This is a genomic window from Mesorhizobium sp. WSM4809, assembly GCF_055811655.1.
This window is the reverse complement of record NZ_JBVVQW010000058.1, coordinates 1-866: the sequence shown is the minus strand read 5'-3', so window position 1 is coordinate 866 and position 866 is coordinate 1. Positions and strand designations below refer to the sequence as shown.

At 66.9% G+C, this 866-nt stretch carries 1 protein-coding gene; it reads right to left on the bottom strand.

All coding sequences use genetic code 11. The annotated features are described in order from the left end of the window. Positions 1-20: 20 nt before the first annotated feature. Positions 21-866: integrase core domain-containing protein (locus AC0L24_RS33825; RefSeq protein ID WP_473565086.1), on the bottom strand; the 846-nt coding region annotated here is incomplete at its 5' end.

Here is an 866-nt window from a genome sequence, read left to right as displayed (position 1 = left end):
ATAGGTAACAGTTTTCCCCCTTATGATGGGTTCGCGGCAGCGCCAAGCGGTTGGGTTGGCGCGGCGCTGCGGCGAACCAGTTTCCTGTGCTTGTGGTCGATGAAGCCGAGCGGATGGGCATGGAAGCGCACCGCCCATTGGCCGTTCTCAGTCTCTTCGATGGCAATCGGCTCGCCTGCCAGCGTGGCCGAGACGTAGATCTCTGCGCCCTGCCATTTGACGGCGCCGTTCTGGCGCACGCTGCGCACCGCCGCCTCGGCCGGATAGTCCGGCTCGGGAATCGTCTTAGGCATGGGACGGGTCGAGGGACGGTAATGCTGCGCCGGGGTGCCCATGCCAAGCGCCTCGTGCGGGCGCTCCTCATTGTAGCTGCGCCGGAAGGCCTCGAAAGCCTGAGCTTGAGCCGCCCTGTCGGCCTCCGGTGCCTTGGCCATCGGCAGCATGGTCAGGTGGAAGCGCTCATGGCGCCCGTTCTGCTGCGGCTTGCCCGGCTGGATGCGCTCAAGAGCGATGCCAAGCTTGATGAAGCGCGCCGCAAGCGGCGTCAGACCCGTGACGCCAGGCGATGCGAAGGGTGGGCCATTGTCGCTTCTGAACCGATCCGGCAGCCCATGCTCTTCAAACAGGCGCTCAAACACCGGCCAGGCCTCGGCGTCCGCCGTCGAACCCGTCGCTTCGAGCGCCAGAAGATAGCGGCACGCCCCATCCATCACCGTCAGCGGCTCGCAGCGCCACCCGTCGCCAGTCCGGAACCAGCCCTTGTGATCGCCCGTCCACAGCGCGTTCGGCCCCTCGGGCTCCGGCCATGGACCGTTGCCGGCCGCCTTCCAGCGCCTGCGCTTACGCCCCACAAGTCCATGCCGCTT